24 protein-coding genes are annotated in these 25,204 nt (G+C 33.7%); 7 read left to right on the top strand and 17 right to left on the bottom strand.

The window, feature by feature from the left end; all coding sequences use genetic code 11:
- The first annotated feature begins 54 nt into the window (after positions 1-54).
- Positions 55-822 (top strand): alpha/beta fold hydrolase, encoded by a 768-nt coding sequence (locus GBH57_RS13940; RefSeq protein ID WP_151675114.1) that lies wholly within the window; start codon positions 55-57, stop codon positions 820-822.
- Positions 823-884: 62 nt separating this feature from the next.
- Positions 885-1,490, top strand: coding sequence for a ribosome biogenesis GTP-binding protein YihA/YsxC (gene yihA, locus GBH57_RS13935; RefSeq protein WP_151675113.1), 606 nt, complete (start codon positions 885-887; stop codon positions 1,488-1,490).
- On the opposite strand, the gene GBH57_RS13930 is transcribed toward yihA, so the two are convergent.
- The 3 genes from GBH57_RS13930 to gldB are packed head-to-tail and all read right to left on the bottom strand — an operon-like array spanning position 1,482 to position 3,173.
- Positions 1,482-1,865, bottom strand: coding sequence for a GTPase (locus GBH57_RS13930; protein WP_151675112.1), 384 nt, complete (start codon positions 1,863-1,865; stop codon positions 1,482-1,484). The two genes, yihA and GBH57_RS13930, sit on opposite strands and share 9 nt — an antisense overlap.
- A 6-nt stretch (positions 1,866-1,871) precedes the next feature.
- Positions 1,872-2,210 carry a gliding motility protein GldC gene (gene gldC / locus GBH57_RS13925; protein ID WP_151675111.1) on the bottom strand — a complete coding sequence of 113 codons (339 nt, stop codon included), beginning with the start codon at positions 2,208-2,210 and terminating at the stop codon, positions 1,872-1,874.
- A 3-nt stretch (positions 2,211-2,213) separates the two neighbouring features.
- Positions 2,214-3,173 (bottom strand): gliding motility lipoprotein GldB, encoded by a 960-nt coding sequence (gldB, locus tag GBH57_RS13920; RefSeq protein ID WP_151675110.1) that lies wholly within the window; start codon positions 3,171-3,173, stop codon positions 2,214-2,216.
- Positions 3,174-3,329: 156 nt separating this feature from the next.
- On the opposite strand from gldB, the gene nadE reads away from it, so the two are divergent.
- Positions 3,330-4,124 carry an NAD(+) synthase gene (gene nadE, locus GBH57_RS13915; protein ID WP_151675109.1) on the top strand — a complete coding sequence of 265 codons (795 nt, stop codon included), beginning with the start codon at positions 3,330-3,332 and terminating at the stop codon, positions 4,122-4,124.
- A 141-nt stretch (positions 4,125-4,265) separates the two neighbouring features.
- Entirely contained in the window at positions 4,266-4,898 is a 633-nt protein-coding gene (locus GBH57_RS13910) for a response regulator (RefSeq protein WP_151675108.1), read from the top strand.
- On the opposite strand, the gene dnaG is transcribed toward GBH57_RS13910, so the two are convergent.
- The 7 genes from dnaG to GBH57_RS16045 all read right to left on the bottom strand — a co-directional run bounded on the left by dnaG (position 4,895) and on the right by GBH57_RS16045 (position 13,535).
- A complete protein-coding gene (gene dnaG / locus GBH57_RS13905; RefSeq protein WP_151675107.1) occupies positions 4,895-6,877 on the bottom strand; it encodes a DNA primase in 1,983 nt (660 codons plus the stop codon). The two genes, GBH57_RS13910 and dnaG, sit on opposite strands and share 4 nt — an antisense overlap.
- Before the next feature lie 125 nt (positions 6,878-7,002).
- Positions 7,003-8,049, bottom strand: a complete 1,047-nt coding sequence (locus GBH57_RS13900) for a hypothetical protein (protein ID WP_151675106.1) — start codon at positions 8,047-8,049, stop codon at positions 7,003-7,005.
- A 109-nt stretch (positions 8,050-8,158) separates the two neighbouring features.
- Positions 8,159-9,070: a hypothetical protein gene (locus GBH57_RS13895; RefSeq protein WP_151675105.1), complete on the bottom strand. Its 912-nt coding sequence runs from the start codon at positions 9,068-9,070 to the stop codon at positions 8,159-8,161.
- Positions 9,057-9,623, bottom strand: coding sequence for an RNA polymerase sigma factor (locus GBH57_RS13890; protein WP_151675104.1), 567 nt, complete (start codon positions 9,621-9,623; stop codon positions 9,057-9,059). Before GBH57_RS13890 ends, GBH57_RS13895 begins: the two co-directional genes overlap by 14 nt.
- 159 nt (positions 9,624-9,782) lie before the next feature.
- A complete protein-coding gene (locus GBH57_RS13885; protein WP_151675103.1) occupies positions 9,783-10,760 on the bottom strand; it encodes a polyprenyl synthetase family protein in 978 nt (325 codons plus the stop codon).
- 98 nt (positions 10,761-10,858) lie between these two features.
- Entirely contained in the window at positions 10,859-13,396 is a 2,538-nt protein-coding gene (locus GBH57_RS13880) for an alkaline phosphatase family protein (protein WP_151675102.1), read from the bottom strand.
- On the bottom strand, positions 13,383-13,535 hold the full coding sequence (locus tag GBH57_RS16045) for a hypothetical protein (protein ID WP_161596106.1): 153 nt from the start codon (positions 13,533-13,535) through the stop codon (positions 13,383-13,385). The genes GBH57_RS13880 and GBH57_RS16045 overlap by 14 nt, the downstream gene beginning before the upstream one ends.
- A gap of 100 nt (positions 13,536-13,635) precedes the next feature.
- On the opposite strand from GBH57_RS16045, the gene GBH57_RS13875 reads away from it, so the two are divergent.
- The 3 genes from GBH57_RS13875 (at position 13,636) to GBH57_RS13865 (ending at position 17,118) form a co-directional block, all read left to right on the top strand.
- Positions 13,636-14,466: a T9SS type A sorting domain-containing protein gene (locus tag GBH57_RS13875; protein WP_151675101.1), complete on the top strand. Its 831-nt coding sequence runs from the start codon at positions 13,636-13,638 to the stop codon at positions 14,464-14,466.
- A gap of 420 nt (positions 14,467-14,886) precedes the next feature.
- Entirely contained in the window at positions 14,887-15,693 is an 807-nt protein-coding gene (locus GBH57_RS13870) for a T9SS-dependent choice-of-anchor J family protein (RefSeq protein ID WP_151675100.1), read from the top strand.
- Positions 15,694-15,762: 69 nt separating this feature from the next.
- Positions 15,763-17,118 carry an aryl-sulfate sulfotransferase gene (locus GBH57_RS13865; protein WP_151675099.1) on the top strand — a complete coding sequence of 452 codons (1,356 nt, stop codon included), beginning with the start codon at positions 15,763-15,765 and terminating at the stop codon, positions 17,116-17,118.
- 38 nt (positions 17,119-17,156) lie between these two features.
- Here GBH57_RS13865 and rlmN read toward each other — a convergent pair whose 3' ends face one another.
- The 7 genes from rlmN to GBH57_RS13830 form a co-directional block, all read right to left on the bottom strand.
- A complete protein-coding gene (gene rlmN, locus GBH57_RS13860) occupies positions 17,157-18,197 on the bottom strand; it encodes a dual-specificity RNA methyltransferase RlmN (protein ID WP_151675098.1) in 1,041 nt (346 codons plus the stop codon).
- Between the two features lie 96 nt (positions 18,198-18,293).
- On the bottom strand, positions 18,294-19,889 hold the full coding sequence (locus GBH57_RS13855) for a T9SS type A sorting domain-containing protein (RefSeq protein WP_151675097.1): 1,596 nt from the start codon (positions 19,887-19,889) through the stop codon (positions 18,294-18,296).
- A 174-nt stretch (positions 19,890-20,063) separates the two neighbouring features.
- Complete coding sequence (gene queA / locus GBH57_RS13850) at positions 20,064-21,113, bottom strand: tRNA preQ1(34) S-adenosylmethionine ribosyltransferase-isomerase QueA (RefSeq protein ID WP_151675096.1); 1,050 nt, start codon at positions 21,111-21,113, stop codon at positions 20,064-20,066.
- Positions 21,114-21,368: 255 nt separating this feature from the next.
- The gene (locus GBH57_RS13845) at positions 21,369-22,604 is read right to left on the bottom strand and encodes a carboxyvinyltransferase (protein WP_151675095.1); all 1,236 of its coding nucleotides are present in this window, start codon (positions 22,602-22,604) and stop codon (positions 21,369-21,371) included.
- The gene (locus GBH57_RS13840) at positions 22,601-22,840 is read right to left on the bottom strand and encodes a hypothetical protein (RefSeq protein ID WP_151675094.1); all 240 of its coding nucleotides are present in this window, start codon (positions 22,838-22,840) and stop codon (positions 22,601-22,603) included. Before GBH57_RS13840 ends, GBH57_RS13845 begins: the two co-directional genes overlap by 4 nt.
- Positions 22,840-23,166, bottom strand: a complete 327-nt coding sequence (locus GBH57_RS13835; RefSeq protein ID WP_151675093.1) for a nucleotide pyrophosphohydrolase — start codon at positions 23,164-23,166, stop codon at positions 22,840-22,842. The genes GBH57_RS13840 and GBH57_RS13835 overlap by 1 nt, the downstream gene beginning before the upstream one ends.
- Before the next feature lie 2 nt (positions 23,167-23,168).
- Entirely contained in the window at positions 23,169-25,202 is a 2,034-nt protein-coding gene (locus GBH57_RS13830) for a transglutaminase family protein (protein WP_151675092.1), read from the bottom strand.
- Positions 25,203-25,204 lie beyond the last annotated feature (2 nt).

The following is a 25,204-nucleotide window of genomic DNA, read 5'->3' as shown; positions in this document are numbered from 1 at the left end:
GCTATTTGTTGAATAAAAAAAGTGTATTTTTGCTATTGTAACCTAACCTATTCAATGACAAATCAACTTAAGCAAGAAGGTAAATTTAGCTACATCGAGCTTGGTGAAGGTACGCCCATCGTAATATTACACGGCTTAATGGGTGGCCTAAGCAACTTTGATGGCGTGGGAAACTTTTTCCCTCCAAAAGGATATAAGGTTATTATACCAGAACTTCCTATCTATGAGATGCCTATACTCAAAACTAATGTCAAAACGTTTGCTAAATATGTGAAAGCATTTTTAGATCACAAACAATTGAAAGATGTTATTTTGCTTGGAAATTCTCTGGGAGGGCACATAGGTTTACTTTGCACAAAATTATATCCAGAGTATGTAAAAGCACTTGTAATCACAGGTAGCTCAGGACTATACGAAAGCGCGATGGGCGAAAGCTATCCAAAACGTGGAGATCGTGATTATATTCAGAAAAAAGCAGAAAATGTTTTTTATGACCCAAAAATTGCGACCAAAGAAATTGTTGACGAGGTGTACGAAACTGTAAATGACCGCAACAAACTTATACGCACACTTGCCATTGCTAAGAGCGCTATTAGACATAATATGGGTAAAGATCTTCCACTAATGAACACGCCTACGTGTATTATTTGGGGCCGTAATGATAATGTAACACCACCTGAAGTAGCAGACGAATTTCAAGAAAAACTACCAGATAGTGATTTATTTTGGATTGACAAATGCGGTCATGCCGCTATGATGGAACACCCAGATCAATTTAATGACATTCTTTACGCTTGGCTACAAGAACGCAAGTTTAACTAGAAAGAACTTTTCTTTTTAATATAATATTTCGGCGAAAGCCATAATCCTTTATTTTTAGTATTGTGAAAATCAAATCGGCAGAATTTTTAATGAGCAATAGTGAGGTTTCAAAATGCCCCAAAGATCGCTTGCCAGAGTATGCCTTTATTGGTCGTAGTAATGTTGGTAAATCCTCACTTATTAACATGTTGATGGATCGTAAAAATCTTGCTAAAACATCAGGTAGACCAGGAAAAACTCAGTTGATAAATCACTTTATCATTAATGGAAACTGGCATTTAGTAGATTTACCAGGATATGGATATGCAAGAGTTTCTAAAAAAGCTAAGAAGACTTTTCAGAAGTTTATCACAGATTATTTTGAAACTCGCGAACAATTAGTTCTTGCATTTGTATTAGTAGATTGTCGCCATGAACCACAACCTATAGATATGGAATTTATGGCCTATTTAGGTGAACAAGAAATTCCGTTTCAAATTGTATTTACAAAGGGTGACAAACTAAAACCAAATGCTCTTTTAAGAAATATCGCTGCATATAAGCAGAAAATGTTAGAAACTTGGGAAGAAATGCCTCCATATTTTACAACGTCAGCATCTAATTATATAGGACGCGAGGAGCTGCTTGAATATATCGACAGCCTTAATAACGAAATGAATTTATCCTAACTGACTTAATAATTTCAGTTTAACTTCTATTGCCTCTATTAAATTTTCTGTAGTATCAAATACTTTTAAAAATTTAGGAAGCATAAACACACCCAACTCATTATCCGTAGCAATTAGAACTATTGGAAATTCATATTTAGGCAACCATTTAGAACGATATTGTTTTAAAAACTCATCTTTGTGAAGAAACTCCATTTCCACATTGCTAGAATTTCTAAATTCTTTCCAAATTAGGTTTTCAGTAAAATTTCCGAAAGTAAGCGCACATAAATTACACTCATAAGTTTGCGGGCTTATTATTTTATGAGCCGTACCTATAAGCGAATTTACAGCGCCAGAATTTGCATTGTAAACAAAGATGAGCTTTTTAGACATTAACAATTAAGACTTATTCTTAAGATCTAATTTTTCTGCAAAGTAGTCGCAAAAATCTTTCATGGTATCAGTCATTTTTTCATCATTAGTTGCACGATAAAAAGTATCTGCCATAGCACTTAATGTTTGATGAAAAAATATTTTCATTTCATCAAGCGGCATATCTTTTGTCCAAAGATCAATTCGCAATGATTCCTTTGCTGTATGATCCCAAACAGAAAGCATCATTGCCTTTGTCGCTGCATTATTAATACCGCCATCTTTAGCTGTCCAATTTAATTTTTCCGGAACTTTATTATCATCTAAAGTTACATCTATTGCTATTTGTGATTTATTTTGAGCCATGAGCTATTTTTTGGGTTTGTATTTTGATAAATTATATAATGCTTTTGCATCATATACCATTAATTGTTGTGGTGTTATATCGTTTTTCTCCATAAAGCTACGCACTATCTGCCAACCAACGAAACGACCCACCATACCTGGAGATTTGTTGTCTAATTCTAAATAAAATTTTGAAAATGGTGCAGGAGCTATAAATCGAGGAACCAACTTTGGGTCTGTACTAAAAAGCAATTCCTTTTCAATAAAGTAGCGCCATATTTGTTCTTCGTTAGCATACGCCCAATCTAATTGCTCCTGAGAGTAGCCTATTTTATCAGCATCATCCACATTTGGAAGCCATAAATCTTGTAAATAAAGTTTCTTTCCATGATAAACAAGCTGTTCTAAAAAAGCATTTTGCGTAGGTGGAGCAACATACTTATCTGCGTATTTTGAAGCGATGCTAGGCAACAATTGCTCTGGACGCAAATTTGCGGCAATAAATTTAGTCATATCCGTATAGAAGAAATGATCTTCGCCTAAAAAATTGTCTAATGAAAGTAAAAGAAGTGTGTCCGCCACAATCACCCTATTTGCATAATCCACATCATTATTTAGTGTAACTATAGTAGGTGTTTTAGTTCGCGGAAAATAATACTTTATATGCTGCAACAATGGGCCTACCCCATCCACTAATATGGATGCATCAGGAAATTTCTTAGCAATCTCACTGGTAACCTCTTGCTGTAATGGCTCCTGCATTCTGTTTAGCCAAATACTGTCTGGCGTACTAAGCGAAAAGAACATTGGAAACTCTCTCTTAAGCCTTGGCAAATCGGCCGCATTAGAAGAAGCGAATTCTTGTTCAAACCTAATAACAGAAAGATCGACTGGAATTTTAGAAATTTCAGTTTCAAGCTCACTTTCGCCACCACAACTAATTAATATAAAAGACGAAAAAAGAAGTACTAGTATTTTTTGCATATAAAAAAGAGTTTCTCATTCGAAAACGCGATTCCTTTTTATTAATTTTACGGAGAAAGCGTTATTTACAATTTTAATGCAAAAATACACTTTTACCCTTGAAGGGTTTAAGATCATTACGTCAAAAAAAAAGTTTAAACCATACATACTATTAATATGAAAGTCCCTCAAGTAACAGACCACATTGTGAATTGGCTAAAAGAATATGCAACGAACGCTAAAATGGATGGTTTTGTTCTTGGTATTAGCGGCGGTATTGATAGCGCAGTAACCTCAACCTTATGCGCTATGACAGGACTCAGAACTCTTTGTGTTGAAATGCCAATACACCAAGCACCTAATCAAGTAAGTAGAGGTCGTGAACATATTGAACAACTAAAGAAACGTTATGCCAATGTAAGTAATGTAGAAATTGAATTAACTCCAGTATTTGAAAGCTTTAAAAACCAAGTGCCATTTACAGCGGAAGATGAGTTTTTAGACCTTTCACTTGCTAACACTAGAGCAAGACTACGTATGACAACTTTATACTATTTTGCCGGATTACATCGCTATTTAGTTGCAGGTACAGGAAACAAAGTAGAAGATTTCGGAGTAGGTTTTTACACAAAATATGGTGATGGTGGTGTAGACTTAAGTCCAATTGCAGATTTAGTTAAAAGTGAAGTCTACGCTATTGGTAGACACACTAATGTCCCAAACTCAATTATCAATGCAGCCCCTACTGATGGGCTTTTTGGTGACAGCAGAACTGACGAAGATCAAATAGGCGCAAGTTACGACGAACTCGAATGGGCTATGAAAATGAAAGATGTAGGAAAAGTATCTGGTGATTTTGTAGGTAGAGAAAAAGAAGTTTACGACATCTTCACAAGGCTAAACAGGGCGAACCAACACAAGATGAACCCAATACCTATTTGTAAAATCCCTCTAGATTTACTCGATTTGTAGTCCTACAACGAATTTAAACGTCTTACAACGAAAAGTAATCTTTAGCAAATATGTATTCAATACATTTGAATTGTAGTATTTATATTACAATCTCACCCTTCTTATCTTCAATATAAAAAGGTTACTAAAAAATACAACTTTATGAAGACTGTTTTTATCGCGGATCACCATCCGGTTGCAAGAAAGGGTATTTCCTGCATGCTTAAAAAGAACGATAACTTTTCTATAATTGGAAAAGCTAGTACCGCTGACGAATTATACGAAAGCCTAAGAATAAAAACTCCAGACATTTTAATAATGGAGATTGATATGCCTCAAATAAATGGGATCAATGCTCTAAGAAATATTAAAACAGAATTTCCCGGAATGCGTGTTTTAATTTTCTCTTGTCATCCAGAAGAAATTTACGCACTAAGAAGCATTAAGTCTGGCGCTGCTGGTTATGTCCCTAAAACAGCTCCAATAAAAACCTTGATGAAGGCGATGAAGCAAATTGCTAAAGGAGGTATTTTCTTAAACGAGGAACTCACTTCTACTTTTACAAGTAGAAATGTAGGCGAAAGCAATGCAATTAGTAGATATAAAAAATTGTCGTCTAGAGAAATTGAAGTTCTTAACTTGTTGTCAAGTGGAAAAAGAAATAAAGATATTGCCAATGCTCTTGACATTAACGAAAAAACTGTAAGTACTTATAAAACTAGATTATTGAAAAAATTGAAAGTAGACAATCTTGCAGATTTAATACATCAAGCAAGAATGTTTCAATTTAGCTAGAGTACCCTTCTCAGCTTTTCAGATAAAATACTATGTAGCGTGTTATAGTCCCTAACGGTCTCTAACACGCTTTTGTCTTCATAAGCACCATTAACAATCGGCGTACTTATTAATTCTTTTATCTTTAGTGTGATTAGGTGTCGGCGCAAGTTTAAAATAGTCTCATTTACCATTTGAGAAACCCCTTCTTCCTTTTCCTTTACGTAAATTAAGTTTCGCGCCCAATCGTGTAAAACATATTTTTCTTCATTCATTAATATATCTGAAACAGCATTTGCCTTATCCGCTTCAAGATCATTAATAAAAGTGTTTACCTGAAAGTCTTGCGCTATATTCAATTTACTTATAATTTCAGAATATAATACTTTAAAATCTTCATTTGCGAATTCAATTTCATCCTCTTGAAGATCTAAATATATCTTCTCAAAAACTTTGCTCGACACCACTTCAGGAGTAAATGCAATATTCCCTTTCTCGTCAGTTTCTAAAATTAAATCCTCAAATTCTTCCTCCTTTGTACCGTACAATAAAAGTAGTTCGATAATTTTTCGCTCTAACTCATATAGAGCATCTACTTTTTTTACTTGTTCCTTTGGTGAAGGAATTACATCAAAAGGTTGAGATGTAGGCGGCGCACTTTTAGAAGATTCTTTTGAACTTTTATTTAATAATTGTGCAAGGGTATTAAATAATACCTCCTCGCTAATATCCATAATTCGAGAACACTCCTTAATATAAACTTCTCGTTTTATAGTATCTGGTATTTTTGAGATACTCACTACCATATCACGGATAGTCTCAGCCTTTTTAATTGGATCATTCGCAGCTTCTTTTGCTAATAACGAAGCTTTGAACGCTATAAAATCTTGAGATTGTGAATCTAAATATTCCTGAAGAGCATCAAGCGAATTATTTTTAGCAAAACTATCTGGATCCTCTCCTTCTGGGAAGGTACAGATACGCACATTCATTCCTTGTTCAAGAATTAAATCAACTCCTCTAATTGAAGCTCGTAATCCTGCAGCATCACCATCAAAAAGTACTGTAATGTTTTTTGTAAGTCTATTAATGAGCCTTATTTGCTCTGGTGTAAGCGCCGTTCCCGAAGAAGAAACAACATTTTTCACTCCACGTTGGTAAAACTGAATAACATCAGTATATCCCTCTACAAGATAACATCTATCTTCCTTTGCAATAGACTGCTTAGCATTATAGATACCATAAAGTACTTTACTTTTATGATACACGTCACTCTCTGGCGAGTTTAAATACTTGGCTGCTTTTTTATCACTAGTTAGAATACGCCCACCAAAACCCAAGGTACGGCCACTCATACTTAAAATAGGGAACATTACTCTCCCCTTAAATCTATCGAAAGTTTTAGTCGCTGCTGCTGTTAAAGCATCTTCTTTTACAATGGTAAGTCCTGTTTTAGATAGAAACTCTAATTTGTATCCTTTTTTAATTGCTGTATCAGTAAAAGCAGACCATTCATCTAATGAATACCCTAACTGAAACGTATCAATAGTTTCATCAGTAAAGCCTCTTTCTTTGAAATAGGAAAGCCCAATGGCTTTTCCTAATTCTGTTTTTAGCATTGTAGAATGAAAGTAGTTTTTAGCATATTCATTTACTAAATATAAACTCTCGCGCTCGCCTGCCTGCTCTTTTTCCTCATCGCTCTGTACGGTTTCTTCTATTTCAATTCCATATTTTTTTGCGAGGTATTTTATTGCTTCTGGATATGTAAAATGCTCGTGTTCCATTAAAAATGTAACAGCATTACCTCCTTTTCCACTTGAAAAATCTTTCCAAATTTGCTTTACGGGAGAAACCATAAAACTAGGAGAGCGCTCATCTGTAAAAGGACTAAGCCCTTTAAAGTTACTTCCCGATTTTCTCAATTGCACAAAATCACCTATAACCTCCTCTACTCGAGCGGTTTCAAATACATTATCTATGGTGGTACGTGATATCATAATCTATAGCTCAAAGATTAAAAATAGAATTGACATTTCAGCTTTGCTTAATTTAATTTTTTAAAAAAAAGGGACCTTCTTGAGTTAAGAAGATCCCTTTTTAGCTAACACACTTAAAAAATTATTTAATCGAAATCGAATCTAACACCTGCTGATACATTTCGTTGCTCAGGTCCGTTTTTAAAAATTGGGTTTAAATCATATTTTACATACAAAGACATAGTATCCCAACCTACATAACCACTAAGCCCGTACACAAAATTATTTGTATTATAATCACCTTTCAATTTCTCCTTAACATCAGTTCCTTCCTTTTCATACTTCAGTTTTTGTATTGTAGATAAATTAAGACCCGCATAACCTCCTAAACCAATTTTAAACTGCTCATGAGAACTGAATGACTTTTTACCGTCTTTCTCATACGTTTTAGAAGGTCCAAACTCAAAATGAACAGGAAGTACTAGATTGTCCATTCTAAACTTAGCTTTATCTAAGTTTTCAGAAAATTCTTCTAAACTATTAGTTCCATCACCATTATCCACTAAATAGTTATTGTCTTCAAACTTCAAACCATTAAACTGAAACGAAAAACCATACTTTACTCGCAACCAGTTACTATTATCAAACACACGTGTTGTCCAAGCATAACCTAACTCCACAAACCTACTTCCACCTACTCTGTAAGGCGAATCATCAATAGATTGTCCTTCAATAATTGCATTATTTAACCCAAATGCAAAAGTTAATGAACTATGTGTTCGTGCAAAATGGCTGTTTTGCTTTATTCTTTCACTTGAGCGATTTTTCCCTAATTGAAGACTCACTGTAAACCCATTATCATCTTCTCCATTTCGCTCTAAAAGCGCTATACGATTATCAACAATAGCCACCTTATTTTCAATATTTAAAGCCGTTTTCTCTGCAGCTTGCACTTTTAATTGTTCAGCTTCAACATTTGTAATCTCATTGTTTTCAAGCCTTGAATTTATTTTAGCTACTTCGCTACGCAATTGATCTTTTTCATTTGCAATTATAGTTTCTTTATCAGCATGTAAATCTGTAATTTGCTCTTGAATTTCAATACTATTTTCTGATGTTGTTTCTTGCGCATTGGCTACAAAATTTCCAGTTAGCCACAATGCTGCTGTTAGTGTAAATAAAATTATTCTCATAGTTTCTAAATTTTAAAATTAAGCGTAGCATACCCCCACTTCCGGTTAATGAAAGCCTGCAACTTTAGTGTTTATTATTGGATTTTTAATTTATTAAAAAAAGACTGTTTTAATCGGCACGCATTACTATTGTTGATTTTAAATAATCGAAACCTTCTCCTAAAGCAAAGAAAACCTTATCCCTTAAACTGTGATTAAGCTCCATTTCAACATCGCCTAAAAGCGCCATTGCATCTACCTTTTTATTATTCAAAATTCTATTTAATTGAAGTTCTTTTTGCGCTGTCATCAACAAAGCATCAATATCGCTTTCTGTGATTACTTTCTTATCTTCCTTCAATTGTTTTACTTGAGCAATTACCGCATCAACCTGTTTGTCTAAATTCAAATTATTAAGTGTTTTTGAATTAGTATTTTTCCCTTCGGAAATGTTCAACACTTGACCATTTTGGGCAATTGCATTTTGAGTAGTGATTTGCTTTTTGTCATCACTTCTATTTGTGTTTTGCACATTATTATAAGCAATTGCCGATTCTTTCTTATAAGCCACTTTTGAATCTTGACTACTCTTAACGAAAGGTTTTTCACTAGTTGTACTTGCAATTAGGCTTTTTTGTTTAGTAGCTTTTAGCGATTTACTATCTGAATTTTTCTCAACCAATTCAACAATATTTTCTTTATTATCATCTTCAGTAATCGCCACTGATTCGTTGCCTTCTTTCAAATCATTAATAATTGTTTTGTCTCTTAGCGGTGTTTCAGTTTTTAAAATTTCCGAGTTAATATCTTGTTCTACAAACTTGTTTTCCTCTGTTGTATTTCTATTAAAAAACACTGTCGCTATTATTGCAATTCCAACAAATGAAGCTGCAATAGCAAACCATGGAAATGCCGATTTTTTCTTTTTGGGTTGAGCCTCATCGAGCATTTGCTCTAGCTTACCCCAAGCTCCATTTGAAGGTTGCATCTCGCGCTCTTCAAACTTCTCTCTGCTTTGTTGTTCAAAATTAGTTGGTTCCATACTGTCTATTTTCTTGTAGTTCTATTGCATTTTTCAACAATTTTCGGGCTTTAAAAACTTGTGTTTTAGAAGTGCTCTCACTTATATTAAGGAGCTCACTTATTTCACTATGTTTATATCCTTCTATTGCATACAACACAAATACGGTTCGATACCCTTGTGGTAAATTGTCAATTAATTTCTGTATTTCTTCTACTTCAAATTCAGTTTCAATATGCGAAACGTGGTCCATGGAATTTTCTAAAACAAATGTGTCATTAAATTCAAACTTCTTTTCTTTTCGTAATTGAGAAATACATTCGTTTACCATTATTCTTCTAATCCACCCTTCAAAACTACCTTGGTCTTTAAATGAATTTAGATTAGTAAATACTTTAAAGAAACCTCCAATCATAACTTCTTCGGCGCGCTCTTTTGATTTCATATATTTTCTACAAACACTCATCATTTTAGGAGAGAAAAGTTCAAACAATTGTTGTTGCGCTCTTCGATCTCCTTTTGCCGATTTGGCAATAAGTTTTGTGTAATTTTTATGTAGTGATATTAGTTTCAAAATATGCTACGCGATGGGTTCAATTATATAGACGCAAGATTTCTTATTAAGGTTGCCTGCACAAATTAAAAAAGCAAATAAAATTTCAGAATACTATAAAAATAACTGAAAATGAGGTGATTAAAGTTTAAATAAATTTAACTAATTTTTAATTTATTTTTACTTTTTACGTTCAATAACATAATTAACCATTAGTTCTAATGAGGCTCTATATGGGGAAGTAGGGAATTTTTTAAGAATGGAAAGTGCTTTTTGTTGATAGTCCTTCATTTGCTCAACAGCATACTCTAGCCCTCCTTTGTTTTTCACAAAATTGATAACTTCTTTAACACGCTTTTTGTCTGTATTATGATTTTTAACCGAATTTATCAACCAGCGTTTTTCTTTATCGGTTACATTATTCAAGGTATAGATTAAAGGTAGCGTCATTTTCTGTTCTTTAATATCAATACCTGTGGGTTTACCTATTGAATCGGTTCCATAGTCAAAGAGGTCATCCTTAATTTGGAATGCAATACCTATCAATTCACCAAATTCTCGCATTTGCTCCACAACTTCGTCAGGCGCATGGACAGATTGAGCTCCCATTGCACAACAGGCTGCAATGAGTGTAGCTGTTTTTTGACGGATAATTTCGAAGTAAATCTCCTCGGTAATGTCTAACCTTCTTGCTTTTTCAATTTGAAGTAACTCTCCTTCACTCATTTCACGTACTGCGACTGAAATTATTTTAAGTAAATCGAAATCACCATTATCAATTGACAACAATAAACCTTTTGAAAGTAGAAAATCTCCTACTAAAACAGCAATTTTATTTTTCCACAGGGCATTAATAGAGAAGAATCCTCTTCGACGATCACTATCATCAACCACATCATCGTGAACTAAGGTTGCAGTATGGATTAATTCTATTACTGAGGCTCCACGATACGTACGTTCATTAATAGCACCATTATGATGCATTTTAGCAATAAGAAAAACAAACATGGGACGCATTTGTTTTCCCTTTCTATTAACCACGTAATGAGTAATTCGATTAAGTAGAGAAACTTTAGAGGACATAGAACTTGAAAATTTCTTTTCAAAAAGTTCCATTTCTTCTTCAATGGGAAGTTTTATTTGCGCTACTACTTTCATTATAGGTTCAAAAATACGGTATTTTTAGTTGCTAAAATTTATTAAAGAGCCACGGTAATAGTTTTTTATTACCGTGGCTTTTTGAATAAAAACCCTCCCTATTTATTAACCGAAACTTGATTTCTATACAGCGATTTATCTACACAAGAAGCCATTGCTTCCTTATTAAGATCAGTACCTAAAAATGAAGAAACCTTGCTAGTAACCTCGTCTATATTATTTAATACATCTTTATAATCTATATAAACAAGTTCAACTCCAGGCTCTCTTTCTTTCCAAATTTCAATTTGGTTAAGTTGTTCTTGATAAGAATTCAATAAATTAATAGGCAAAGTGTCTGTATTTCTGCCAATCATTTTTTGTTGTGACTTAACAACTTCGTGCAAATCACGTTTCATAAAAATAATTTTATATCTGTACTTTGGATCAATATGTTTTAAAAGAGGAGCGACTACTTTCACAACTTTATTCTGTGCATCGCCCATCCATTTATTATCTCGATGAAGCCTCATTACAGGTTCATATTCATAATATCCTTTAGGGTTATTTACATCAGCTTCTCTTTTACCATCTTGTAAAACAGAAACACCACCTTTGTCAAGCATTTGCATCATCACAGATGTACCACTTCTTGGTAGACCTGAAACAAGCACAATTTGATTCTCTCGATATTTATTCACAGCCTTATCCCTAAGTTCTAATGGCTGAGCTAGTTTTTCTTTAATATTTTCAAGCGCTTTTTCCACTCGAGGAAATGCTTTAGGCTTTAATCTATTTGCAGTTTCATACGCTAATTTAGCATTTTCCAAATCACCTAGTTTTTCTAAAGCTTCACCTAAAGTATAATGTGCGCCGGGAAAATACTTTACTAATTCTATACTTGTTAGTGCTGTTTCAGCCGCTTCTTCATACTCTCCTAGCCTAACAAAAACTTCTGCTAAAGCTCTATGATACTTAGCTCTGTCTGGCTCAAATTTAATTGCCATTTCAAAAGCTTCTCTTGCTTTTTGATATTGACTTGTTCTTCTATATATTTTACCTATTTGAAACCATATTTCTGGACTTGGTTTCTTTTCAACAGCTATTTTAAGTAGACTTAAAGCTCCATCCACATCTCCTTTACCTAATAATATTTGTGATTCGGGAAAATATGTTGTTAAATTAAATTCACTGTCTAAGGAACGTAACTTATTTAAATATTCTTGGGCTTTATCAAAGTTTGAATATTTCAGCTCAATAGTTAATAAATCCATGTAAAATGGAATTACATCTATAGGTTCAGGTTCTTCAATTAATTCAAGTAAAATTTCACGAGCATTTTCGTAATCTTTTTTTCCTAAATAAACTCTTGCTAAATTATGTTTTAAATCACTTCTAGTTTTAATGATAGCGTCTTCAATTTTCTCATCTGGTCTCTCAATATAACCTAGTTCAATTAACTGCTCCATAGTTTCGCTATCGGATAATTGATCTGTTTCTCTTTCTTTTTTCAACTCCCCAAAATCACCTTCAAGATCATCCCAACTATCGATATATTCAACCTTTCCTGGGTTTTTAAAAATATCTAAAGCTACCTTACCATCCATATCTTTTCCAACTGGAAGATTAAAATGATGCAGTATCGTTGGAGCTATATCAATCAATCCTAAACCAAATATTTTTTCGCCTTTTTTAATATTAGGGCCACTTGCTACAAACATTCCAAATTGTCTATGCTCTAAAGCTGGAGCTGCTGGATACTTGGGCATTTTTAATATCCTGTTTGGTCCTGATTCAAACCCATGGTCTGAAACTACCATAATTGTAGTATCCTCATCAACTAAATCCATTGTTCTTTCAAGCATCATATCTTGAAATTTGTAAGAGCCTACCACTACGTCTTTATATATTTCATATAAATGCGGAGGTACTTCTGGAAGTCTTGGAGGATGGTATTTCATGAAAGCATGGGACATATGATCAATTAAATCATAATAAACTGCCATAAAATCCCACTCTGTATTTTTCATTATATAGGTTGCAGCAGAATGAACAGATACATTCTCGGCAAATAACTTAGAAAAAGTTGAAATAGATTGGTCATTTTCCTGATCAACTTTACTTGCATTTGGCATAAATGGAAGAATGTGCTGACCTGTAACTTCGTATGGGCGCAATCTTAAATCCTTAATTTGTCCTCTATAACTCGTAGGATGAATAGTATCATTATGAATAGGATTTTTCTTTTTAGGATCTTTCTGAATTTTTTGAAATTTTTCAGAAACGACAACTCCATTTATTGGTTCAGCAGGAAAACTAGGCCACCATCCAACAAGATTACTTTTATAACCTTTATTATGAAGCATATTCCAAACAGCTCTAGTTTTTCTTGAATTTGTAGTTACAGGACGTACTCCTTTTAAATCTGGAGCTAATTCAATAAAACCAAGAACTCCGTGCTTATCTGGGGTTTTACCCGTAGCTACACTAGTCCAAAGCATTGGTGAAAATGGAGGGTTCATTGTGCTCATATTTCCATAAACTCCATTATCAATTAGTTTTTTCAATGCAGGCATTTCTCCTTTAGCAAGTAAAGGCCCAATTATTTTCCAATCTGCAGCATCCCAACCTATTAATAATAATTTATTCTTCTTCATATGATTTCTCTTTCGTTATTTTATTTCTTACTTCTCTCCAAGCGCGAAGTCCCACATCGCCCAAAGCTAGTAACCCTAACGAGCCATCTTTAGTGATTTCAACTTTTTTTCCAGGAAGTATTTCTTTACTTTCAGACATGTTATTTGTATATTTTGTATATAATAACTAAATTTATGACGAATTTAATACTTTATAGATATTTCTTTCAATAAAACGAATAACAATTAAAATTCTAATTATGAAAAAAATTACTTCTAAAAATTTAGGTAAAAAATTAGCCTCTTATGGAGCTTTGACTGTAGCAATTGCAGGTGTATCTGACGCCACTGGTCAAATTCAATACACAGATGTAGATCCTGATGAAACTTTAACTGGAACTCGTTTTATGTTAGATTTAAATGGAGATGCTATTGTGGACTATGAAATTAGTAATGACGGTGTTCTTTCTGGAGCTACTCCAGGTACAACAGCTCGTATTTACACTAGTACAGGAAATGCAAATTCAGTATTAGGTATGAATGCTGGTGGAAATTACAACTATCCATTTGCATTGAGTGAAGGCTCTCCAATTGATGGAGCTGAAGCTGATTGGATTGCAAATGCAAATTACCAAACTTTAAACTGGCAAGGTTGTGCATACACAAATAGCCAATGGTGTGATGGACAAGTTGATAAATATGCTGCATTAAGAGTTAATGTTGATGGTGATCAACTTTATGGATGGGTAAGAATGGATATTCCTGCAGACGCATCTAGTATTACAATAAAAGATTACGCTTTTAACACTGTTGCTGGTGAAGGACTTGAAGCTGGTGAAGGTGTTTTAGGATTAAATGATAATGACTTTGCTCCTTTAGTATATTTTGTAGCTGATTCAAAATTAAATGTAAGTACTCAAGGCAACCTAGAAAACATCACACTTTATAGCTTAACTGGACAACAAGTTTCTAACAAAAACTTATCAGGAAATGACGGTGCTGTAGATATTTCTAGTTTAGCAGCAGGGATGTATGTTGCGAACATAACTGTTGATGGCGTACAACGCTCTATTAAAATTGTAAAAAAATAATTTTACTTATATAAAGATTAAAAAGCGGTTCTTTCGAACCGCTTTTTTTTTGCGTTTTAAAAATTTTTCAGGTTGTATTTTATCTCTCTCTTCTCTTTCTTAACGCTTCAGTAATTCAAGATTTTATAACACGACTATATAACCATCAACTCCTTGAGTATTTCCTTTCTGAAATACTCCGTCGTCAAGAGACTTATATTCAATTAAATATGCCTGTTTATTTATCATTCAAAATACTCAAAACATTTTGTTTAGAATTAATCGAAGCCTTTCTTACAAATTAGTTTTTTCATCAGACCTAGAATTTCAAATAACACCTAACCTAGCGTCCTAACCATATTTGTTAATTTTTTCAAAAGTTCTTTATATACTCTAAGATTCAATTACATTTACAAAATAAATAAACTAATAAAAATTACTATGAAAAAAATTACAATTTTAGCAGCTTTAGTTGCTTCATTTTCAATGAATGCTCAGTTATTTTCTGACGATTTCCAAGACGGTGAAATCTCTGATTGGACTACTATCGATGTAGATGGTGATGGTGAAAACTTTACTGCTTATGATCCAAGTACAGCTATGGACGGTGCAGTTTACCACTTATCTTCTGAATCATGGAACGGTGCTCCATTAACTCCAGATAACTACGTTGTTTCTCCTGCTATCGATGTAACTGGAGCAACTGATCTATTATTAACTTATTTCGCTGGTGGACAAGATCCATTATACTCACAAGAAGTTTACACTGTATACGTTTCAACAGGAAACACTGTTGCAGATTTTATGGATGATACCATTACTGTAAGCTTCAATGAAGACTTAGGTAACGATCCTGCTGCTGCTGGTGAGCTTGTTGACAGAAGTTTAGATGTTTCTGATTTAGATGGAGCAACTACTGTATATATTGCTTTCAGACACCACGATGTTTCTGATCAATTTATCATCAACTTTGACGATGTAACTCTTGATGGTTTATTAGGAACTGATGATAACGCTATTGCAGGTTTCAACCAGTTTGTAGATGCTAATAATAACTTAAGACTTTCTTCTGTTAATGGTAACATCGAAACTGTTTCTATCTATAACACTTTAGGACAAAATGTATTGACTTCTTCTATTGAGAACTCAAGCGCATCACTTGATCTTAACGCTTACGCTGCTGGTGTATATGTAGTAAAAGCTAACGTTAATGGTCAAACTAGTACTTTTAAAGTTATCAAAAAATAATTTTTAAATTTCGATTTAAATTTGAAAGCACCATTTTTATGGTGCTTTTTTTTTAATTATAATTGTGTTATGAAGAATCGTGTAAATCTTATTTGTTTAGCTCTTTTGTCACTTATAATTTCATGTAGTGATGATTTAGATGACAACATTATTGAACAACCAATTGAATTAATAGTTTCGGAAGACGTTTCAGTTTATCAAAGTGACGGCTTTTACAATGGATATACTTTAATCGCACCTGTAAACTCAACAAATTCCTATTTAATAAATATGGAAGGATTTGTTGTGAAAAAATGGGAATCTGAACACAGAACAATATCAGCGACATTAAATGAGCAGGGGGAATTAATTAGATCTTACGAAGTAATAAACCCTGTTTTCTCTTTTGGAGGTAGAACTGGAGGAATTGAAAAATTTGACTTTGAAGGTAATCTAATTTGGAATTGGGAATATTCATCTCCACAATACACTCTACATCACGACATTCACGCACTACCTAACGGTAATTTTCTCGCTTCAGTTTGGGACTTAAAAGATGCTAACGAGGCTATTGAAAACGGTAGAGACATCAACTTATTAACTGATGATGCTGTATGGGGTGAAAGAATTATTGAGGTTAAACCAATAGGAACAAATGATGCCGAAATTGTTTGGCAATGGGAACTATGGGATCATATAATACAAGATTACGATGCTACTAAACAGAATTTTGGAGTTGTATCTGAAAATCCTCAAAAAGTTGACCTTAATTACACATCTGGAATTGCTAACCTTAGTCACGTAAACTCATTATTCTATATTGAAGAATTTGATCAAATAGTTTTTAGCTCTAGGCGATTTGATGAATTGATGATTATTGATCATTCAACAACAATTGCTGAAGCCAAAACAAGTAATGGCGGTACTTACGGTAAAGGTGGTGATTTACTTTACAGATGGGGAAACCCCAATGCTTATAAATCTGCTTTAGAAACAGACAAATTACTTTTTGGGCAACACGATGTTACATACATTGGGAATAGCCCGAATCAAGGAGGAAACTTCATGTGTTTCAACAATTCTAGATCAACTACTGAATCTAGTGTAGATGAAATCGCAATTCCAATGTCAACTGATGGAAGCTACACCCTCTCACCTTCTATTGCAAATGAGCCTTCTGATTATTCTTGGTCATACGTATCAAGTGACATCTACGCACCTCGTGTTTCAGGAGCTAAGCGTTTAGCTAATGGAAACACACTAATAACTCAAGGAACTGAAGGTACCCTTCATGAAATAGATGCTTCTGGAACTGTAGTATGGAAATACACAATTCCTTTAGAAGTAAACGATGTTTTTAAATGTTATAGATATGCCAGCGACTTTCCATTATTCAATGGAAATGTTTTACCAATACTTGGTGATGGATTAATTATCGAAGAATAAAATTTACAAAAAAAGCGGTTCTTTTTGAACCGCTTTTTTTATTGCTTATTTGCTAATTGCCCACAAGCAGCATCTATATCTTTCCCTCTACTCCTCCTTACTGTTACAGGAATACGAGCTTTCTCTAAAGCGAGTATATACTCATCAATAGCTTGAGCATTTGCTTGCTGAAATATGCCGTCGTCAATAGGGTTATATTCAATTAAATTGACCTTACACGGTACAAGATGACAAAACTTAACGAGTGCTTGTATATGCGCTGCATTGTCATTTATACCATCCCAAACTACATATTCATATGTAATTTTTCGTTCCGTTTTTTCATACCAATATAGAAGTGATTCTTTTAAATCAACTAATGTAAATGATTTAGCGAATGGCATAATTTCTTCTCTAGTAGATTGAATGGCTGAATGTAGTGAAACAGCCAAATGAAATTTCACCTCATCATCTGCAAGCTTACGAATCATTTTAGGCACTCCAGAAGTAGAAACAGTGATACGCTTTGGCGACATTCCTAAACCCTCTTCCGATGTTATTTTATCAATAGATGCGAGAACGTTTTTATAATTCATTAACGGTTCTCCCATTCCCATAAACACAATGTTAGAAAGGGGCCTTTTATGATATAAGCGACTTTCCTTATCAATTGCTACAACTTGGTCATAAATTTCATCTGGATTCAAATTACGCATCCTTTTTAATCTCGCAGTAGCACAAAACTTACAATCAAGACTACAACCAACTTGAGAAGAAACACAAGCTGTGGTTCTTTTATTTGTAGGTATCAAAACAGACTCAACTATAAGTCCGTCATGAAGTTTCACTCCATTTTTAATTGTTCCATCAGTACTCTGCTGCATAGTATCAACCTCAATGTGGTTAATTACAAAATTAGCCTCTAGTTGATCTCTAGTTTGCTTTGATAAATTAGTCATTCCATCAAAGTTATGAGCTCCTTTTTTCCAAAGCCACTCATACACTTGATTTCCCCTAAACGCTTGATCACCTTGCTCTATAAAAAAACTACGCAGCTCTTCCTTAGACAATGATCTAATATCTTGTTTTACATCACTCATAATGGCACAAAAATACAGCTAATTAAATGACTTTAACCCACAAAAAAACCGTTTCAAAAGAACGGTCTATTAATATCTAAAATTTACAACTATATATTATTTAGAGATTAGAATCTTCTTAGTTATTTCTTGATTAGAATCTTCATCAACTAAATGTAAAAAATAAATGCCATCTGCGCACGAATTAATATCGAGTAAATTATCCGTATTAGATAATGAACCTCCCATTAAACGTTGACCAAAAGCATTATAAAAATTATACGTCAAATTTGGGAAACGACTATTTGTAATAGTAATATAAGTACTCGCTGGATTAGGATAAATCTCTAATTTACCTGTAAGTTCATTATCTGGAATACTCAAAACATTCTGTTTCGAATTAATAGTTGTTTGCCCAGTATTTAAGGGGTCAAGCCAATCTTTTAAACGAGTTTGTTCATCAACCCCAGAATTCCAAGAAACCCCTAACCTACCGTAAATATCATAATCGTTATTTGTTTCATTACCATTACAAGACGATTGCCCTGCATACAATTGTCCAATCACTCTACCATCTTCATTAAACAATGGTGAACCTGAAGAACCACTTTCGGTTGTTCCTATTTCCCAACCGTCTCCTTCTCCTACAGCACCTCCACCTATCAACCAGACTTCGGTACCATTAGCATTTTCCTTTACAGCTCCATCATTATCTCTACAAACTTTCATTATATCACCGTTAGGATGATGAATCCCTACTTCAAACTCAGGATTATCATCACTCATATCCCAACCCGCAAAAGTTACATCCCAAGATAGTGGAATTGTAGTGTTTAATTCTACTAAAGCAAAATCACTTAAAGCACTCGAAGCTTTAAGAACCGCACCACTCATCGTGAAGTTTGTTTGTATATCTAACGTTTCATCTTCCTCGCCACAGATTGGGCTTGGGCTCATCCAATTAAAACGCACACTCCACATAGCAGGATTACTGTTTTGTAAGCAATGATTTGCCGTAAGAAGAAAAGGGCGTTTATCATCGCCAGTATTATTCATCAATGATGCAGAACATAAATAGCCATTCCCTAAATTTAATAAAGCAACAGCTTTTTTTACAATGTTTTTATGATCGTTGAAATCTTCACCAGTATCACAATTTACATCGTAATTACACGCACCACTATCATTCAATCCTCTTTGACCATCTAGAAAAGTCACTACTTTTCCCATTCTATATCCGTGGATAATATTTTCTATTGCTAATGTAGCATCTTCATTAATTCCGTAAGGCTCAAAATATTCAATCCAAATTAAATCACCTTCAACAAACCAAGAACCAATAGCTCCAGAATCATTATTTTCATTATGCCCATAAGCACGAGTAACATCAGTTTTATCTTCGTTATACAAGTATAAGCTTGCACCTAAAGGGATATAAAATTCATTAAAATTAACGCTTAAATTCACCGCATTTTTAGACTGAATTCCTGCACGCCATATCCTTCCATTTAAATCTGGAATATCCGTCCACTCTCCATCTATAGTAATATCGATATCTATAGGTCTACTTATGCCGTAACGCCAAGGCAGGCTTTTATCAAGATCATTAATAGCATCTTCTTGGGCAATTGCTGCGTGATCTAAAGCAGGTAGCTCAATTATTGTTGAAACTGCTTCTGTTGCATAAGTCCAGCTCGCAGGTTCTTGCGCCATTAAAAGCGAAGTACTGCAAAGAAACAATAGACAAATGAGTATTTTTTGAATCACAATAAAGATTAATTAGTACAACTAAAATACTCTAAATAAGTATAATAACAAACAAAATCGTTATAAACCAAAAAATCCCGATGAAGCATCGGGATTTTTAATTATTGTGTTGTGATCTATTTAAATAATCAACATTGCGTCTCCATAAGAGAAGAAGCGATATTTTTCTTTGATTGCTTCAGCATAAGCTTCTTTAATAAACTCGTGTCCTGCAAATGCACTAACCATCATCATTAAAGTTGATTTAGGTGTATGGAAATTTGTAACCATAGCATTAGCAATACTAAAATCGTAAGGAGGGAAAATAAATTTATTAGTCCATCCAGAATATGCATTTAATGTGTGTTTAGAGGACACTGAACTCTCAAGAGCTCGCATTGCTGTTGTACCTACTGCACAAATACGTTTCTTTTTAGCTAAAGCATTATTGATAATTTCAACAGTTTCATCACCAATACTCATCTCTTCACTATCCATTTTGTGTTTAGAAAGATCTTCTACTTCCACAGGGCTGAAAGTACCTAAACCTACGTGTAATGTAACTTCGGCAAAATCAACTCCTTTAATTTCTAGACGCTTTAATAAGTGCTTTGAAAAGTGTAATCCAGCAGTAGGTGCCGCTACAGCTCCTTCTTCCTTTGCAAAAATAGTTTGATATCTTTCTGCATCATCTGGTTCTACTTCTCTTTTAATGTATTTAGGCAAAGGTGTTTCTCCTAGCTCGGTAAGTTTATTTCTAAACTCTTCATACGAACCATCAAATAAGAAACGTAATGTTCTACCTCGTGATGTTGTATTGTCAATAACCTCAGCTACTAACGTTTCATCATCCCCAAAATAAAGTTTATTTCCTATACGAATTTTTCTCGCTGGGTCTACAAGTACGTCCCATAAGCGAGTTTCGCTATTAAGTTCTCTCAATAAAAAAACTTCAATTCTCGCACCAGTTTTTTCTTTGTTACCATATAATCTGGCAGGAAAAACTTTCGTGTTATTTAAAACGAGTACATCGTCCTCATCAAAGTAGTTAATTAAATCTTTGAACATCTTGTGCTCGATGGTTTTTTCTTTACGATTTAAGACCATTAAGCGAGCTTCGTCGCGATTTTCTGCTGGATATTCAGCAAGTAGCTCTTCAGGTAATTCAAAGCCAAAATTAGAGAGTTTCATCCCCATAGGTTTCTATATTTAGGATTAATAGCTGCAAATATACAATCTGGCGATAGGCGTTGTCAAGTAAAACGCCATTTATCTTTTATAAATTGGCCATTTTTACTATAAAAAAGTGAAATAAATAAGGATAGAACTCAATTTTAGGCATAAAGCCGAAATTTTAAACAGCGACTTTGCTTTCACAACATATTAATAGCTCGCACTGTTATTAAATTATTAAAATTTCCGAAGTAAAAAAAAGCGTATTTACTTTCAATTAAGCTCTAAAAACAATCCTACTTTTTCTAAATCTTTATAGAAATCTGGGTAGGATTTTGTAACAACCATTGGGTTTTCAATAGCAATATTAGCTAAGAATGCCAAAGGCGCAAATGCCATAGCCATTCTATGATCTTGATATGTTTTAATAGTGATAGACCTTGTATTATCAAAATCCTTTTCTCGCTTAGCTAGTGATAGGGAATTTTCGGTAATGGTTATAGGAGCATCGAACCTTGAAAGCTCAATTTTCAAAGCCTCAAGCCTATCGGTCTCTTTAATTTTTAGAGTATGAAGCCCTGTTAAATGACAACTAATCCCTAAACCAAAACAAGTTACCGCGATGGTTTGAGCTATATCTGGAGTTTTAGATAAATCTAATTCAATGTGTTGTGGAACACTTTTACTGTGTTTAGATAACGTAACGCTATTATCATTGTTAAACGTAGTGACAACTCCAAGTTTACTATAAATAGCAACTAAAGCTGAATCACCTTGTAAACTGTTTTCTTTATATGAAGATAATTTTATGGTCATTGCTTGGGAAAGCGCAACTATGCTATAATAGTATGATGCAGAGCTCCAATCACTTTCCACAACAGTTGTATGGTTTTTAATTGAAGTAGTAGCTGCGATTGTAAGTTCTTGATTTTTGAAATTTGCTTGTACACCTACTTGTTTAAGTAGTTGCAGTGTCATCTCTATATAGGGTCTTGAGGTAATTGTTCCATCTAACGTAATGTTTAGTCCGTTATCAAGTAATGGCGCTACTAATATTAAAGCTGAAATATACTGACTACTAACTCCCGCATCTAATGTTACATTAGACTCCAACTGAACTGGCGGGTTTATTAGTAAAGGAGGATAGCCTTCTTTTGTTTGGTAAGTTATTGATGCTCCTATTGAATTAAGAGCATCAACTAAAATTTTAATGGGACGCTCTTGCATACGTTTACTACCAGTTAACGTCACACTTTTTATAGTGGTAATAGCGAGGTAAGCTGTTAAAAAACGCATTGCTGTTCCTGCGTGATGAACATCGATTAAACTATCTGATGACACTAAAGCGTTATTTAAAACTTTAGTGTCATCACTATTTGATAGATTATCAATTTTAAGATTAGGATAAAGCGCACGTAAAATAAGCAATCTATTACTCTCGCTTTTAGATCCTGTAATAGTTATTGCTGCTTTTAGTATTTCTTGTTTAAATAAGAGTTGACCTATCATTTACTTCTATTTTCTTGCTGCTTTAGTTTAGACCAAAACTTAATATATGTTATGGTAAATCCATAAATAGCACCTCCTACAAGAAAGGCGAGCAACTTACGGAAAACTCCATTAAAATATTCTGAACCAAATCCTGAAAGCCCCCAGTTTATTACAAACAATACAACCATAGCTGTAATTGTCAAAAACAGTACTGACTTCCAAAACCCTTTGTGGGTTACAACTCTTTTAAACATTATTTAAGCTTTTCGTTATTGTGGTGTCTATCGTGATCTCTCTTAGTTTTGATATCTAACTTTTTATCAAAAGCCTCTTGTAAATCAACACCTGTTTGGTTTGCTAAACACAAGACTACAAACATAACATCTGCCAGCTCTTCACCTAGATCTTTCCCTTTATCGCTTTCCTTTTCACTTTGCTCACCATAGCGTCTTGCTATAATGCGTGCTACTTCGCCTACCTCTTCAGTAAGCTGAGCCATATTAGTTAGTTCATTGAAATAACGAACGCCATGGGCCTTAATCCAATCGTCAACTGCTTTTTGGGAATCTTGAATATTCATACTTATATTTTAGATAATACAACTTTTTCTGTTTCTTTCTCAACTATTTGTGAAAACATAGCTTTCACGTATTGATAATCATCAGCTACAAAGATGGGATTATTTATATCTAAAGTTACTGCTAGTTGAAGGTTTGATCCAGCTTCAGAAATTAAATAAGAATATTCTGCTGCTCCACCCGCAAGTTGCGCTTTAGATTGTTCTGGCAATGAATTGACTTTATACCCTTCAGGAATTTTAATTGTGATATTATATTTACGCGACTTTGGATAGTCAAAGAATAATGGATACAACCTATTATCATCCTTCAAAGGATTTTCTTTTTGTGCAAAAATCAACATTGGAGAAAAATATAAATCACCGTTTATCTCTTCAATTAATGATGGACTTGTTGCTTTAAAACTTCTTGTTAAGTGCTCTTTATTTGTATCTAAATCCTTCACATCAAATTCTGAAAAAGAAACATCTTCTCCATTTTTATCTAAACTACTCATTTGGCTTTCATTTGATTTAGCGCGAAATTCAGATCTATAATCTCTTGCATAATGTTGCGAAAGACGCTCTCTAGTTTTGATTTCAAAAGCTCCATCTTTTATTTCAGCTTGTACATATGTAAGTGCATTTGAAGCAAAACTAGGATATAATGGAACCCAATTAGATGTTCCGTCTCTGTTAATAGCTCTTCCTTGCCAGTTCATTGCTCTTTCTGGCAATAGACCTATATATGAATAAGGGTCAGTTGCATCCATTAAAAAGCTCTTTCCTGAAACATTAGCTTTTACTACTAAATAATTAAATCCATATCTAGTAGGAAACAATGGAACTCCATAATTTTTAACACTCACTAAAACTGGTGTTGCAGGTATATTTTGACTTTGTAACATAGATGTAAGCATAATGTTTATATCACCTACATTTCCTTGTCCAGCTTTATATGCTTGTTTTACACCATTCTCAGGAAAATAACCGTAGCTCCCATTCCAAGAAACTTTTTTCTGAACAAAATTATAAATAATACCCATTTTCTCCATTGGATCAGACACTCCACTTAACAGTGCGGAAAGCTCGTCTTTATAGTAATCTTCTTTGTTTAATTGATTTACAAATTTGTCGTTTTCGTAAATAGACTTTGTAACTGCTTCCCAAGAAGTTGAATAGTTTTTAGGTATTCCATTCGGGTTTTTAATAAGGGATAACTCCCAAATTGACCTCGCTTGATAATTACGTATATTATCAACATAGCCTTGATTTTTAAGTGGTGGAATATTAACTTCCTCTAACAAGTAGCGTCTCTCTTGATAGCTTGCAGTTCTATCTTTTAATTGTCTACCATCACTAGAACCAATATTACCGTTTCTATTTAGTGTCCCAAGACCTGATTGTTCCCTAAATTTCAATTCAATATTCTTATCAGATTCAGCAAATGTATAGGCAAGCGCAGCTTGTGGATTAGGGTATTGTTTGTACACAAAAAAGTCTGGTACTTTAACATCTACTACTATTTTTTTAACAGGAATAGTATATTGTAAATCTATATCATCAATGGAACTAAAAGGTGATTCTAATATATATTCAACTTCAATAACACTTCCTGCTTTTAAATTAGGCATTGTAAATGTTGTTGCTACATAATAATTATTAATGCGCTCTTCAAAAATTTGCGCCGTTTTTAATTTATCCTTTTCTATAGAACCATCAACAAGATTATATGTTACAGCTTTAATGCCTCCCACTTGTTCTCTATCTGCATTATAGTTGTAAGTTTTTATACGCTTTGTTCCCCAATCGAAACCTTCCGGATTGTAAATTTTGATTCTCTCAAAAACAGTGGTTGAAAGTTCAAATCCTTTAGATTGGCTATAGTCATATTTTACAATGTACTCTCTGTATAATATAGCTGCATCTGCATCAGGAAACAATGGATCTTGAGTTTGCTTAAGCTCTTCTTTTGAAACTTTTCCTGGTTTGTAGTTTTGTCCATTTACAAACAAGACACAACTTAAAACCATTAACAACGTAAGTGATTTAATTTTCATAG

Origin of the sequence: Patiriisocius marinus (assembly GCF_008974325.1) — a bacterium.
Classification (GTDB): domain Bacteria; phylum Bacteroidota; class Bacteroidia; order Flavobacteriales; family Flavobacteriaceae; genus Patiriisocius; species Patiriisocius marinus.
Note: the sequence above shows the minus strand (reverse complement) of the source record. Positions and strands in the feature narration are given on the sequence as shown.